This window comes from Kribbella sp. NPDC048837 (genome assembly GCF_055586945.1).
Genome location: NZ_JBVJHF010000004.1, coordinates 165877 through 178687, shown reverse-complemented (window position 1 = coordinate 178687; position 12811 = coordinate 165877). Strand labels below are relative to the sequence as shown.

Below are 12811 nucleotides of genomic sequence, written 5' to 3'. Positions count from 1 at the left end.
GAGGAGAAGGCATGCGTGCAAGACTCCGTGTCGCAGCCACGGCCGCCGTGGCCGCGACGGGACTGTTGCTGGCCGGCTGCAGCAGCAGCGGCGGCGACACCCATCAGGTGGCCAACGCCGCCTATTCGTACAAGGTGGCCGAACCGGCCACGCCGATCCAGCACCTGGTGGTGATCTTCGGCGAGAACATCTCGTTCGACCACTACTTCGGTACGTACCCGAACGCCACCAACCAGAACGGCACGCCGTTCACGGCGGCCCGGCACACGCCCAAGGTGAACGGGCTGTCCAAGCAACTGCTGACCCGCAACCCGAACGCCTACGACCCGAAGCGGCTGGCGCCGTCGCAGGCGCTGACCTGCGACCAGAACCACGGCTACGGTCCGGAGCAGAAGGCCGTGAACGGCGGCAGGATGGACAAGTTCGTCGAGAACACCGAGACGGACAAGTGCACCGGTCAGCCCGTGCTGTTCGGCGAGCCGGGCCTGGTGATGGACTACTACGACGGCAACACCGTCACCGCGATGTGGAACTACGCCCAGCACTTCGCGATGAGCGACAACTCGTTCGACACGGTGTACGGCCCGTCGACCCCGGGCGCGCTGAACCTGGTCTCCGGGCAGACCCACGGCGGCCAGGCCGTCGACCCGAAGACCGGCAAGCCCACGACCGACGCGTACGCCGTGCAGTCGCCGGACAAGGACGGGATCGGCACGATCACCAACGACCCCGACCCCTACTACGACGACTGCGCCAACAACAACGGCACGTCGACGAACAACCTGGCCGTGATGCACGGGCAGAACATCGGCGACCTGCTCAACCAGAAGCACGTCACCTGGGGCTGGTTCCAGGGCGGCTTCAAGCCGACCGGCTCCGCCAACGGCAAGGCGGTCTGCGGCGCGCAGCACACCAACGTCGGGGGCAACGCGGTGGGGGACTACAGCGCGCACCACGAGCCCTTCGAGTACTACAAGTCGACGGCGAACCCGAAGCACCTGCCGCCGACCTCGGTGCAGACCATCGGGTACACCGACCAGGCCAACCACCAGTACGACACGTCGGACTTCGACGCGGCCGTCGCGGCGAACAACCTGCCGGCGGTCAGCTTCCTGAAGGCCGGTGAGTACCAGGACGGCCACGCCGGTTACTCCGACCCGCTGGACGAGCAGGCGTTCGTGGTCAAGGAGATCAACCAGCTGCAGAAGTCCAAGGAATGGTCGTCGACCGCGGTCGTGATCGCCTACGACGACTCCGACGGCTGGTACGACCACCAGAAGCCGCCGATCGTGAACGGCTCCAAGGACGCCGCTCTCGACCAGTCGGCGCTGTGTGGGCACGCCCCGGTGTCCGGCGGCTACGCCGACCGCTGCGGCTACGGCCCGCGCCTGCCGCTGCTGGTGGTCTCGCCGTACGCGAAGACCAACCACGTCGACCACACGCTGACCGACCAGAGCTCGATCCTGAAGTTCGTCGAGGACAACTGGCGGACCGGCCGGATCGGCGACCACTCGTTCGACCAGCGCGCGGGCAGCCTGACCGGCATGTTCGACTTCCGGCAGCACCCGAGCAGCAAGAAGCTGATCCTGGACCCGAAGACCGGGGCCGTCGTCAGCAACCACTGACCGTCAGCGAATGCCCTGGTCGGCGAGGAAGTCGTCGATCAGGGCATTCACTTCGGTGGGGGACTCCAGCGCGGCCAGGTGGGCCGATTGCTCGAGTACGACGAAGCGCGCGCCCGGGATCGAGTCCGCCATCTCCTCGGTCTCGGCCACCGGGAACGTCGCGTCCTCGGCGCCGGCCACGACCAGGACCGGCGTACGAATGCGGGCGAACAGCTCGCGCTGGTCCGGCCGGCGCGGAACGACGCTGGTGACCGCGTGCCGTCCGGACGTGATGTCGACCCGGCGCGCGAGATCGTTGACGGTGGCAACGACCTGCGGTTTCTCGCGTCTGGTGGTCGGGCCGAGGAAGGCATCGCGCACCGGGCCGGTCAACGGTCCCCGGATCCCGCCGAGGAGTCGAGCCGTCCGGGTGAGTACGCCGTACTCGACCTTCTGCCGTAGGCCGGCCGGTGACGCGGTCGCGTTCATGAGGACGGCGATGCCGGTCCGATCCGGGTGGAGTGCGGCGAACGTGCCGCCGATCATCCCGCCCCAGCTGTTGCCGATGACATGGATCCGGTCGGCGCCCAGGTCGTCGGCGATCGCCAGGATCACCTGCGCGCACTGGTCGAAGGTGAACGGCCCGGTCAGCGGCTGACTGCCGCCGTGACCCGGCGGATCGACCAGGACGACCTGGAAGCGGTCGATGAAATGTGCCGCCTGACCCGACCACAGGGTGCCGTCCATCAGCAGGCTCGGCCAGAACACCATCGTCGGCCCTTCGCCGCCGATGCGGAGCCGGATCCGGCCCAGCACGGTCTCGACGTACCGATCCTCCACCCCGGTCAGCGGCATGACTGCACGCTACCGGTCAGGCTGGTGGAACCGAGGCTGCCAGGCGCGTCGCGAGGTCCCGGACGTGCGCGATCAGCTCCGGCGGCGACTGGATCTCGAACGGGTGGCCGAGCAGCCCGAGGTGCAGCGCGAACTCGTCGAGCGAGTTGCTCCCGGTCTCGACCAGAGTCGTCGACGCGTCGACCGGAGTCACCGTCGCGACGCTGGCCGCGAACCGATCGGTGAGCTCCGCGGCCGATGCCCGGACGAGCAGGCGCGCCCGATAGCGGTAGCCGCCGGACGCGATGCCACGCTCGGTCCGGTCCAGGTCCGGTACGTCGCGGGGAGTGAACCGCGGCCCGGTCGGGATCCGCGGCTCCAGCCGATCGAGCCGGAACGTGCGCCAGTCCTCGCGGTCGAGGTCCCAGGCGACCAGGTACCAGCGCCGGCCCATGTGGACGAGTCGATGCGGCTCGGTCGTCCGGGTGGTCGCCGTACCGTCGTGGTTGCGGTAGTCGAAGCGCAGGCGCTGGTGATCGCGGGACGCGGCGGCGACGGCCAGCAGCACGTCCGGCTGCACCGACGGCCCACCGGCGGGGGTGACGGCGACCTCCTGGAGCAGCTTGATCCGGTAGCGCAGCCGGGACGGCAGGACCTGCTCGAGCTTGGTCAGCGCGCGGGCCGAGGACTCCTCGATCCCGGCCACGCTGCCGGTCGCGGCCGCGCGCAACCCGACCGCGACCGCCACCGCCTCGTCGTCGTCGAGTAGCAACGGCGGCAGCGCGGCCCCGGCCCCGAGCCGGTAGCCGGCCACTCCCGGTACGGCGTCGACCGGGTAGCCGAGGTTGCGGAGCTTGTCGACGTCCCGGCGGACCGTCCGGACCCCGACGCCGAGCTCGTCGGCGAGCGCGGCGCCGCTCCACTCCTTGGGTTGCTGCAGGAGCGAGAGCAGCTTGAGCAGTCGCGCGGAGGTTTCGAGCATGTCTTGATTCTGCCAGCCAGCTAGGACCGAAGCTGTCCTAAGTGGGTGCCAGAGTGGAAACATGATCAAGCCATTCAGCATCGACATCCCGCAGAGCGCCCTCGACGACCTGGCCGCCAGGCTGGCCGCCACCCGTCTGCCCGCACCGCTGCCCGGTGACGACTGGGACACCGGCGTACCGGTCTCCTGGCTGGCCGAGCTGGTCGACTACTGGCGGACGAAGTACGACTGGCGGGCCGCGGAGGCGGAGCTCAACGCCTATCCGCAGTTCACCACCGAGATCGACGGTCAGCGGATCCACTTCCTGCACGTGAAGTCGCCGGAGCCGGACGCGCTGCCGCTCGTCCTGACACACGGCTGGCCTGGATCGATCGCCGAGTTTCTCGATCTGATCGGGCCGCTCACCGATCCGGTCGCGCACGGCGGTGACGCCGCGGACGCGTTCCATCTGGTGATTCCGTCGCTGCCCGGGTTCGGGTTCTCCGGGCCGGTGTCGGAGAGCGGTTGGAGCCGGGAGCGGGTCGGGCAGGTGTGGGCGGTGCTGATGGATCAGCTCGGCTACGAGCGATACGGCGTCCAAGGTGGTGACATCGGTGGGGCGGTCTCGCCGGCGGTGGCGCGCGCCGCCCGGGACAAGGTCGTCGGGGTCCACACGAACGGCGGACCTTCGCTGCCGTCGTTCCCGCTGCCGGAGGAGGAGCTGGCGACACTCACGCCGCTCGAGCAGGACCGGATCGCCCGGATCGGCCGGTTCCTGCAGGAGGAGTTCGGCTACATCTCGATCCAGTCCACCCGGCCGCAGACGGTGGCCTACGGGCTGGTCGACTCCCCGGTGGGCCAGCTGGCCTGGATCATGGACAAGTTCCGGGCCTGGACGTGGCCGCTCGACACCTTGCCCGAGGCAATCATCAGCAGGGACCGGCTGCTCACCAACGCGATGATCTACTGGTTCACCGGCACCGCGGGCTCCGCGGCGTACGTCGGCTACGCCCAGCAGGAGCGGTGGGGGACCAAGCTCGAGAACTCCGGCGTACCGACCGCGGTGCTGGCCTTCGCCCACGACGTCTGCATCCGCCGCTACGCCGAGCGCGACAACACCATCACCCGCTGGACCGACGTCGACCACGGCGGCCACTTCGCCGCCCTGGAGGAGCCGGAGCTGCTGCTCACCGACGTCCGCGAGTTCTTCCGCGATCTCCGCTGAACCCGTCCAGCATGGCCTGCAGGCCGGGGCCGAAGTGGTCGCCAGGTGTGGTGCCGTCGGCGGCCTCGGCCAGGCGGTTGTAGGCGGGATCGGCGGGCGCCGGCTTGCGGCTGCGGCGGTCGGCGCCCAGGGTGAGGACGGCCAGGGTGAGGGCGTGACCGATGGTGAACTCCCGCAGGGAACGGCTGATCCGCAGCGCGTCGGCGGGCGTGAAGCCGGCGGCGGTCAGAGTCTCGATCATGCGGTTGCCGGTGGCAATGGCGGCGGGGGAGCGGACCGGGCGGGAGGCGAACAGCGTGACTGCGTGCGGATGCTCGAGCAGGGTGTCCCGGAGCCGTTCGCAGTACGCCGCCGAGACCTCCTGCCAGCTCTTTGCCCAGGGCAACGAGTCGGTGTCCAGGCGGTCGAACAGGAGCTCGGCGATCCCGTCGTACAGGTCCTCCTGGTCGGCGTAGTGCCGGTACGCCGCCATCGGGTCCGCACCCAGCTCGGCGCCGAGCTTGCGCATCGAGAACTTGGCCAGCCCGACCCGGTCGATCACGTCGAGCGCGACCGCCGCGATGTACTCACGGTTGAGGACAGTCCGGGTCGGCGGGGTGCGGTCAGGCATCGATGAACTCTTCCAGCCGGCGGGCGAACTCCTCGGCGTGCCGTTGATAGCCGAGATGCCCGCCCGGAAACTCCAGGCACGGTACGCCGAGCTCCGCGCTCAGCTGCCGTGCGGGGCGACTGTAGTACCGGCCCTCGCTCTCGACGCCCACGCCGAAGGCCCACCGTACGCGCGCCTGACGCAAGGCCGTGAGGTCCGGCCGGTAGCGGACGAACTCCGGCATCTCGGACCGCATCAGGATGTCGGCGTTCCCGAACAGCCGGTTCATCTCGTTGCCGGGAGCGAGCCGCTTCGCGAGCTTGACGGCGGCCGCGCCGATCGTCCGGCCGGCCCTCGCATCGAACAGCTTGGTCGGCTTGTCCATCGTGCCGGCCGCGAACTTCAGCATGGCCGGCAGTGATCCCTCGCGCTCGGCGATCCGTGACAGGTCGTCGAAGTACGCGACCCGCTCGGCCGCGTCCGGCAGCACCTGGATGATCGGCGGCTCGTGCACCACGGCAGCGGCGACGCGATCGGCGTGCTCCGCGATCAGTCCGAGGGTGACGAGCGCGCCGGCACTGTTCCCGAACACGAACGCCCGCTCGATCGCGGCGTCATCCAGCACGGCGACCACATCCCTCGCCTGCGCCGGCAGCCCGACGTCAGTGGTTCGCTCCCCGGCACTGCGGGAGTTACCCCGGCGGTCGAACGTGATGACCGTGAACCGCCGGGCCAGGTGTCCCACCAGGTCCCGGTACATGGCGGCGTCGCCGCCCCCACCTGGGACCAGAACGACGGCCGGCCCTTCGCCGGTCCGCTCGACGTGGAGTCGGGTCGCCTGGGTGTCTACATTGTAGATCATATCTACAGTGTAGACACCGTGCTCGATCAGTCGAAGTCGGTCGAGGTGGTGAGGCCGGCCCAGGTGGCGGCCTCCTCGGCGCGGGACTGGGAAGCCCGGTCCGCGTGCGTGAGGGCGTCCTTGCCGAGCAGGAGCCGGAGCGGCGGGTTCTCGAGTCCGACGACCTGGAGGATCGCCTGTGCCGCCTTGGCCGGGTCGCCGGCCTGCTGGCCGTCGGTCTCCAGGCGGTAGCGGTTCATCGCGCCGACGGTCTCGTCGTAGTCGGGGTGCACGGGAGCGATCGTCATCGACGAGCCACCCCAGTCGGTCCGGAACGCGCCGGGCTCGATGATCGTCACCTTCACCCCGAACGGCTTGACCTCGTTGTTCAGCACCTCCGAGAAGCCTTCGACGGCGAACTTCGCGGTCTGGTAGGCGCCCATCCCCGGCGTGCCACCGACCCGTCCGCCGATCGACGAGAACTGCAGAAAATGCCCGGCCCGCCGCTCACGGAACACCGGGAGCGCGGCCTTCGTCACGTTGACGACACCGAACAGGTTCGTCTCCAGCTGCGCCCGGAAGTCCGCGTCCGTGGTCTCCTCGATCGGCGCACTGTTCGCGTAGCCGGCATTGTTCGCGACCACATCGAGCCCGCCGAACGCGTCCAGCGCGGTCTGTACGGCGGCACGCGCGGCGTCCGCGTCCGTCACATCGAGGGCGATCGCCCGGACCTGCTCGCCGTACCGCTCGTCCAGGTCGTCGAGCTGCTCGGGCTTGCGGGCGGTGGCGACGACCCGGTCCCCGGCGGCCAGGACGGCCTCGGTGAGGGCGCGGCCGAGCCCGCGGGAGCTGCCGGTGATCAGCCAGATCTTGCTCATCATCATTCCTAACTAACCAAACGGTTGGATACACCACTAGCTAACCAACCAGTTGGTTGGAAATCAACTAACCGGTTGGTTGGTACGCTGGTGGTATGCAGCAGCGGAACGCCGACCGGACCAGGACGCGCATCCTCGAGGCCGCCACCGAGGAGTTCGCCGCGCGCGGGATCGCGGGCGCCCGGGTGAGCCGGATCGCCGAGGTGGCGGGATGTAACAAGGCGATGCTCTACGCCTACTTCGGCAACAAGGATGCGCTGTTCGACGCGGTGTTCACGGCCTCCGTGCAGGCGTACCTGGACGAGGTCGGGTTCGACGCCGAGGATCTGCCGGCCTATGCCGGACGGGTGTTCGACTACTTCGAGGCGCATCCGGATCGCCTGCGGCTCTCGATCTGGTATCGGCTCGAGCGGCCGGAGGGCGAGCCGCTGGAGGCGATCCTCGCGGTGAACCAGAGCCGGCTCGACGACCTGCACCGCAGTCAGCGGCGGCGGGTGGTGCCGCGGCAGTTCACGGCGGTCAGTCTGCTGTCGCTGATCCAGGCGATCGCCACCAGCTGGTCGTCGATGAACCCGGAGTACGGCGCCGACCTGCCGAGCGTGGCGGTGCGGCGACGGGCCGTGGTGATGGCGGTGCAGAAGATTCTCAGCTGATTCATTGGTTGGCCCGATGGAGTTCTCAGTCTGGCGAGCTCTACTCGAAGACAGAGAGAACTGGCTGAGGAGGGCAACGGCAATGAACGACGACGCTGGACGGCAGGAAGCTGCGCAAGGGCCTACGCAGGGATCGGGACCGGGGCAGAACCCCGGCCCACAGCAGACAGGTCCGCATCAGCAGCAGTCTGGCGCGCAGCAGGCGGGTCCGGCATACGCCGGCGGGCAGCAGGCGAGCGGGCAGCAGCCGGCTCAGTGGCAAGCGGCACCGCACTACGCGGCGCATCTGCAGTCGGCGCCGTACCACGGCGGGCAGCAGCAGGCGGGCCCGTATGCGGGTGGTCCGGCGTATCAGGGTGGACAGCAGCCGTACTACGGCGGGCAGTTCGGCGGTGGGCAACCGCCGTACGGCGGTTATCCGCACTATCCGTTCGGGCCGCAGCCCCCGGCGCCGAAGAAGCGCGGACGGCGGTTGCTGGGTGCCGGCGCGCTCGGCCTCGCGGCCGTGCTGGTGGCCGGGTCGCTTGCCTGGGGCATCGATCAGCGGGCCGGCGGGAACAGCTCGCAGCTCTCGCAGCAGCAGTTCGACGCGGCCTCGGTGGCCGCGAAGGTGTCGCCCGGCCTGGTCGACGTGAACACCGTGCTCGGGTTCGAAGGCGCGCGGGCGGCCGGCACCGGGATCGTCCTCACCTCGGACGGCGAAGTGCTGACCAACCACCACGTCATCGAAGGTGCGACCTCGATCTCGGTGACCGACATCGGCAACGGGAAGACGTACACCGCGAACGTGGTCGGGTACGACGAGCAGCACGACATCGCCGTACTGAAGCTGAAGGACGCGTCCGGGCTGGAGACCGCGAAGACGGGTGACTCCGACAACGTGAAGCTCGGGGACCAGGTGGTCGGGATCGGGAACGCGGGTGGCGTCGGCGGTACGCCGAGCTACGCGGCCGGGAAGGTGACCGGGCTGAACCAGTCGATCACCGCGACCGACGAGAGCGGGCAGGACCCGGAGAACCTCACCGGCCTGATCCAGACCGACGCGAACATCCAGGCCGGCGACTCCGGCGGCCCGCTGGCGAACGCGTCCGGTGAGGTGATCGGCGTCGACACCGCCGGCTCCACCGGCAACAACGGCGGCCCCGGCCGCCCCGGCCAGACTGCGGCCACCACCGGCAACACCGCCACCGCGACCCTGACGGCGACCGGCGACGGCACCGGCAACGGCAACGGGTTCGGCGACGGCAACGGCTTCCCGAGCTTCGGCGACGGCTCCGGCAACGGGAACGGCGATGGCAACGGGTTCGGCGACGGGGCGGGCAACGGGTTCGGTGACGGGTCGGGTAATGGTTCCGGCGAAGGCAACGGCGACGGGTCCGGCAGCGGGACGACGACCGAGGGCTACGCGATCCCGATCAACACGGCGCTGGACATCGCCCAGCAGATCGAGGACGGCAAGGCGTCGGACACCGTGCACATCGGAGCCTCCGCGATGCTCGGGATCTCGGTAGTCACCAGCGAGGGCACCACCGGCGCCGTGGTCGGCGACGTACTCGCCGACGGCAAGGCCGATGACGCCGGCATCTCCGCCGGTGACGTGATCACCTCGTTCGCCGGTCACACCGTCGACTCCCCGGACACCCTGTCGGAGCTGCTGAACAACCAGCACCCCGGCGACAAGGTCGAGGTCGGCTGGACCGACCAGTCCGGCCAGGCCCACAAGGCCACCATCGAACTGATCACCGGCCCCGTCCGCTGATCCCGAACCGGTCCGCCACCTCCAGCGCTCCCCTCCGCTGAAGCGGACCGACCGATCGGGCCCAGGCGCCACACCCCTGCACAGGGCGCCTGGGCCCGATCACCTTGTCCAGCCACTAAAGCGCGGCCCGGGCACATCCGCTGACTCGCGCGCTACACCAGATCGTCAGGTCGCCCGGCGCTGGACTGGACACGCTGGTCTGGACGCGGCGGGCTGAACACCCGCGGGCGGGGAGCGGGTGGGGAGCGGGTGGGGCGCCAGGTCGGGTGGGTCGGTGACCAGCCGAGTTGCGTTCGGGCGTGGGAGTTGGAGGCGCCCCGGGCTGAACGCCGGCGGGCTGGACACCGGCGGGCTTGGCACCCGGCGGTGCGCCGCACCCCTAGCTGCCGAAGCCAGTGCGCCAGGTCGGGTGGGCCGGCGACCAGCCGAGGTTCGTCCGGGCGTGGGTGTTGGAGGCGCCTCGGGCCCACGGGGTTCGGGTGGAAGCAGGCGTGGCATCGGGAGCCGCCGCGGACTGGGTGGCTGCGGGACCAGGTGCGCCCGGCGTGGGCGTGGGGCTGGGTACGCCGACGGATTCGGCGAAGGCTTTGGCCCAGTCGGTGGCTGGGGCCGGGTCGTCGTCGACGACGTTGACCGGGCCGGTGGGCCAGTGGAGGGCGGCTGCGGCGGCGGACGCGGCGTCCTCGGCGTGGAGGAAGCTGGTGATGTCGGGGCCGGTGGGGAGGGTGCCGGTGGTGGCGAGGTCGGCCATCAGGCCGCCCTTGGTGTACCAGGTGTTGGGGCCGTAGAGCATGCCGTAGCGGAGGGCGACCCACTCAGGGGCTTCCGCGGTGATCGCCTCGAGCTCCGCGACTGCCTCGACCGAAGCGCGGCGGCCGGCGTCGGCGGCGGCGAGGTCGAGGGGTGTGGACTCGACCGCGGGAGTGTCGCCGGGTTCGTAGGCCCACGCGATGCTCTGGGAGATCACCCGCCGGGCACCGGCGGCCAGCGCGGCGTCGACCAGGTTGCGGGTGCCTTCGCGGCGGATGCGGATGTTCGCGGCGAAGTCGCGGGACGTCAGGTCGGTCAACTGGTGGACGACCACCTCAGGCCGCGCCGCCGCGACCACGGCCCGTAGTCCGGCAGCGTCGTACACATCCGCGACGACTGTCCGGACACCCGGCGCCATCGCACGCTCCCGCCGGCTGAGGGCGGTCACTTCGTGGCCCTGGGCAACCAGGAGCGGGACGAGCAGCCGGCCGACCACGCCGGACGCGCCGGCGACGAAGATCCTCATGGAATCACCGTAGGGAGCAAACCGACGACGACCGTGGTCCAGTTCGTGAGCGGTTTCCTGGGCCACTTCCAGCGGGGGTGAACGGTCGTTTACTCTGGGAGGAAAGTAAACAGCTGTTCACCGCCGTGAGGAACCCAGGTTGACCGTCCGCGCCGCCGCTCATCCACGCCTGATCCTGGCCGCCCTCGCCTTCTGTGGCGTGCTCGTCTCGATCAGCCAGACCATCGTCGTACCGCTCCTGCCCGAGCTCCCGAAGATCACCAACAGCCCCGCCGCCGACGTCAGCTGGCTGATCACGGTGACCCTGCTCACCGGCGCGGTGTTCACGCCGCTGCTCGGGCGAGCCGGCGACATGTACGGCAAACGCCGCGTCCTGCTGATCGCGTTGTCGTCCATGGTGATCGGCTCACTCTTGTGCGCGAGCAGCTCCGCGCTGCCGGTGCTGATCGCCGGCCGGGCGTTCCAGGGCGCCGCGATCGCCGTCGTACCGCTCGGCATCAGCATCCTGCGCGACGAGTTGCCACCGCGCCGGGTGATCCCGTCGATCGCGATCATGAGCTCGACCCTCGGCGTCGGTGCGGCGTTCGGGATCCCGGCCGCGACGCTCGTGGTGGAGTACGCGAACTGGCACACGATGTTCTGGATCAACCTCGGTCTCGGCCTGCTCGACATCGTCCTGGTGCTGCTGATCGTGCCCGAGTCCGCGGTCCGGACCAGCGGGCGGTTCGATATCCTCGGTGCACTCGGGCTGAGCGCGTTCCTCGTCTGCCTGCTGCTCGCCGTCTCCAAGAGCAACACCTGGAGTATGCCGTCCGTCGCGACCCTGTACGTCGTTGCCGTCGCGATCGTTCCGTTGTGGGCCTGGTACGAGCTCCGCACCACCAGCCCGCTCGTCGACCTGCGAGTGTCGGTGCGCCCCGCCGTACTCTTCACCAATCTCGGCGCCCTGCTGATCGGGTTCTCGTTCTACGCCAACTCGCTGTCGACCGCGCAGCTGGTCCAGGAGCCGACCTGGACCGGCTACGGGCTCGGCGAGTCGATCGTGGTGAGCGGACTGTGCCTGCTGCCCGGTGGTATCGCGATGGTGCTGCTGTCGCCGGTGTCGGCCCGGATCTCGAACGCGCGCGGCCCGCGGTTCACGCTGGCGATCGCGTCGGTGCTGATGGCCGCCGGGTACGTCGTCCGCCTGTTCACCAGCGGGAACGTCGCCGGGATCGTGGCCGGGGCGACCGTGGTGTCGGCCGGAACCGCGGTGGCGTACTCGGCACTCCCGGCCCTGATCATGCATGCTGTGCCGGTGACCGAAACGGCCGCGGCGAACGGCCTCAACACCCTGATGCGCACGATCGGCTCCGCGATCTGCAGCACGATCGTCGCGACCGTGCTGGCCGGGGTGACGATCACCAAGGCCGGTCAGGTCGCGCCCGCGTTGTCGGCGTACCTGATCGTCTTCGCGATCGCCGGTGTCGCGGCGGTGGTCGCGGCCGGGCTGGTGCTGCTGATCCCGGCACGACGTCCCACGCCGCTGCCGGTCGGGATCGGTACGGCGTGACCGACCCGGGCCGGATCGCGATCCTCCGGGCGGCGCGGCGGGCGTTCGCCGTCCAGCCGTACGACGTGGTCACGCTGCGCGGGATCGCGGCCGACGCGAACGTGAGCGCGGCGTTGATCGTCAAGCACTTCGGCAGCAAGGAGTCGTTGTTCGAGCGGGTCGCCGACTTCAGCGAGGCAGCCGAACTCCTGCTCGCCGCGCCGGACGAGGAGCTCGGCCGGCACGCCGTACTCACGCTGGTGAACTACCGCCGCGAACACGGTCTGGACCTGCTCGTCCGGGTCATCTTCGCGGCCGGCAGCGGCGACGAGCGCGCCCTGATCCGCGAACACTTCCGCGACCAGGTGACGCACGCGTTCGCCGCCCGCCTGACGGGTCCCGACGCCGACCTCCGCGCCGAGCTCATCACCGCCCAGCTCCTCGGCCTCGGCGCCGCCGTCTCCGTCAACAAGACCGGCCCCATCGCCACCGCCACCCCGGAAACGATCGCCGACCTCTACGCCCCCGCACTCCAGTCCCTGATCCACTGAGGCCGAGCCGGCCTCCCGGCGTCGGCGCCTGCCGATCGCCGCACTGGGCGCGTTCACGGGTTGGGCAGGGGTCTTAGAATGTGGACAGGGGTGCTTGGTTGGGCTTGTG

Annotated in this window: 12 protein-coding genes; 6 read left to right on the top strand and 6 right to left on the bottom strand. The window is 70.0% G+C overall.

Features of this window, described 5'->3' with window-relative positions:
• Nucleotides 1-11 precede the first annotated feature (11 nt).
• Entirely contained in the window at nucleotides 12-1625 is a 1614-nt protein-coding gene (locus tag ACZ6O0_RS20945) for a phospholipase C (RefSeq protein WP_465766615.1), read from the top strand.
• 3 nt (nucleotides 1626-1628) lie between these two features.
• On the opposite strand, the gene ACZ6O0_RS20940 is transcribed toward ACZ6O0_RS20945, so the two are convergent.
• Together ACZ6O0_RS20940 and ACZ6O0_RS20935 are read right to left on the bottom strand one after the other, a co-directional pair.
• Nucleotides 1629-2459 (bottom strand): alpha/beta fold hydrolase, encoded by an 831-nt coding sequence (locus tag ACZ6O0_RS20940; protein WP_465766614.1) that lies wholly within the window; start codon nucleotides 2457-2459, stop codon nucleotides 1629-1631.
• Nucleotides 2460-2475: 16 nt separating this feature from the next.
• Nucleotides 2476-3420 (bottom strand): helix-turn-helix transcriptional regulator, encoded by a 945-nt coding sequence (locus ACZ6O0_RS20935; RefSeq protein WP_465766613.1) that lies wholly within the window; start codon nucleotides 3418-3420, stop codon nucleotides 2476-2478.
• 61 nt (nucleotides 3421-3481) lie between these two features.
• Here ACZ6O0_RS20935 and ACZ6O0_RS20930 point away from each other — a divergent pair, with 61 nt between their 5' ends.
• Complete coding sequence (locus ACZ6O0_RS20930) at nucleotides 3482-4624, top strand: epoxide hydrolase family protein (RefSeq protein WP_465766612.1); 1143 nt, start codon at nucleotides 3482-3484, stop codon at nucleotides 4622-4624.
• Here the strand turns inward: ACZ6O0_RS20930 and ACZ6O0_RS20925 are convergent.
• Genes ACZ6O0_RS20925 through ACZ6O0_RS20915 form a run of 3 tightly spaced genes read right to left on the bottom strand, consistent with a single transcriptional unit; the run spans nucleotide 4587 to nucleotide 6932 of the window.
• The gene (locus tag ACZ6O0_RS20925; protein WP_465766611.1) at nucleotides 4587-5234 is read right to left on the bottom strand and encodes a TetR/AcrR family transcriptional regulator C-terminal domain-containing protein; all 648 of its coding nucleotides are present in this window, start codon (nucleotides 5232-5234) and stop codon (nucleotides 4587-4589) included. The genes ACZ6O0_RS20930 and ACZ6O0_RS20925 overlap by 38 nt on opposite strands.
• Nucleotides 5227-6075, bottom strand: coding sequence for an alpha/beta fold hydrolase (locus tag ACZ6O0_RS20920; RefSeq protein ID WP_465766610.1), 849 nt, complete (start codon nucleotides 6073-6075; stop codon nucleotides 5227-5229). Before ACZ6O0_RS20920 ends, ACZ6O0_RS20925 begins: the two co-directional genes overlap by 8 nt.
• A gap of 26 nt (nucleotides 6076-6101) precedes the next feature.
• Nucleotides 6102-6932: an oxidoreductase gene (locus ACZ6O0_RS20915; RefSeq protein ID WP_465766609.1), complete on the bottom strand. Its 831-nt coding sequence runs from the start codon at nucleotides 6930-6932 to the stop codon at nucleotides 6102-6104.
• 95 nt (nucleotides 6933-7027) lie between these two features.
• Here ACZ6O0_RS20915 and ACZ6O0_RS20910 point away from each other — a divergent pair, with 95 nt between their 5' ends.
• Both ACZ6O0_RS20910 and ACZ6O0_RS20905 read left to right on the top strand, forming a co-directional pair.
• Nucleotides 7028-7585, top strand: a complete 558-nt coding sequence (locus ACZ6O0_RS20910; RefSeq protein ID WP_465766608.1) for a TetR/AcrR family transcriptional regulator — start codon at nucleotides 7028-7030, stop codon at nucleotides 7583-7585.
• An 82-nt stretch (nucleotides 7586-7667) separates the two neighbouring features.
• Nucleotides 7668-9344, top strand: coding sequence for a S1C family serine protease (locus ACZ6O0_RS20905; RefSeq protein ID WP_465766607.1), 1677 nt, complete (start codon nucleotides 7668-7670; stop codon nucleotides 9342-9344).
• A 379-nt stretch (nucleotides 9345-9723) separates the two neighbouring features.
• On the opposite strand, the gene ACZ6O0_RS20900 is transcribed toward ACZ6O0_RS20905, so the two are convergent.
• Nucleotides 9724-10620, bottom strand: a complete 897-nt coding sequence (locus ACZ6O0_RS20900) for an NAD-dependent epimerase/dehydratase family protein (protein WP_465766606.1) — start codon at nucleotides 10618-10620, stop codon at nucleotides 9724-9726.
• Nucleotides 10621-10759: 139 nt separating this feature from the next.
• Between ACZ6O0_RS20900 and ACZ6O0_RS20895 the strand changes: the two genes are divergently transcribed.
• Nucleotides 10760-12172 carry an MFS transporter gene (locus ACZ6O0_RS20895; protein WP_465766605.1) on the top strand — a complete coding sequence of 471 codons (1413 nt, stop codon included), beginning with the start codon at nucleotides 10760-10762 and terminating at the stop codon, nucleotides 12170-12172.
• Entirely contained in the window at nucleotides 12169-12702 is a 534-nt protein-coding gene (locus ACZ6O0_RS20890; protein ID WP_465766604.1) for a TetR/AcrR family transcriptional regulator, read from the top strand. The genes ACZ6O0_RS20895 and ACZ6O0_RS20890 overlap by 4 nt, the downstream gene beginning before the upstream one ends.
• Nucleotides 12703-12811 lie beyond the last annotated feature (109 nt).